A 1,161-nucleotide genomic window follows, 5' to 3' on the forward strand; every position below is an offset into this window, starting at 1 on the left:
GTCACATCTGTACACCATTTCTGATTGGGGGCAGTAGCTGTAAAATCACGATTGAGAATATTGTCTTCTACATTGACAAAGCTAGTCTTGGTGCAATATCCCTTGGATCTTCTGATAATGGAGCGAATACCTAGAATATGCATCAAGCGACGAATCCGCTTCTTGTTGTAGTTTGTTTCAAGCTTGCGATTGACAAATCGAGTCATACGACGATAACCAAGAATGCCATTATGTTGGCTATGAAGGTCCTTGATGACGTCTATCAATCTTGTATTTTCTTGTTCAGAAGGAGTTTCTTGATGACGCAACCACTTGTAATAGCCTGAGCGAGATACCTTTAGAATACGGCACAAGTGGCTGATAGAAGCCTCTTTCTGTTCATCCGCATATTCTTTAATCGCTTGGAAGGATTCCAAGTGGCGACCCATTCTTACCGTCGATTTCGTCGCTTGATTTCTTCTAACTTTTTTAGCAGGCCATTCTCCATTTCAAGATACTTAATCCGTTCTTCCTGTTGCTTGATTTTTAGGCGTAACTCTTCTTCCGAAGTCAGATTAGGCTTACTTTCCAAACCTTTTCCACGACGGTCGAGGAGGCCGTTAGAACCGTCCTTCTCAAACTTTCTGACCCACGAATAGACCTGTTGGTAGGAAACGCCATACTTCTCAACAGCCCCTTGGTAATCTTTCTCGTGGGCAAGGGTAAAATTGACAATCTCAACCCGTTCGTCAAATGTTGTCTTGCGTCCCTGTTTCATGCGACTCATTCCTCTACTAGTAGCTTTCAATTCTTTACCACTAGTATAACGTTTTATCCAAGATCTGAGAACATAATCACAAGAAATTCCATATTTTTCAGTCAAATCTTTGAGACTTCCCAATCCATTAAGATAGTCGGAAACAGCTTGTTCCTTTAGTTCCTTACTATACTTCGTCCAGTGACGGCTTTCCTCTAGCCCCTCAACACCAGCTTCTTTGTACTTCCGAACCCAGTTTGATAGAGTGTCTTTAGACACACCATAGCGCCTAGCTAACCAGCTAAGTGATTTCCCAGCTTCCAAGTGGAGTAGAACAATTTCTAGTTTCTCAGAGACAGACTTTGGACTTCTTTTGGACATAATAAAACTCCCTTTATAGTTTCTAGTGAAAATTTTTGTTTTTT

At 41.3% G+C, this 1,161-nt stretch carries 1 pseudogene; it reads right to left on the reverse strand.

Annotated elements, in window-relative coordinates:
* Positions 1–1,117, reverse strand: a pseudogene (locus tag K5Q29_RS10585) (IS3 family transposase); the annotation flags it as partial.
* Positions 1,118–1,161: the final 44 nt, after the last annotated feature.

Origin of the sequence: Streptococcus sp. 2018037, from assembly GCF_019754195.1 — a bacterium.
Taxonomy (GTDB): Bacteria; Bacillota; Bacilli; order Lactobacillales; family Streptococcaceae; genus Streptococcus; species Streptococcus hashimotonensis.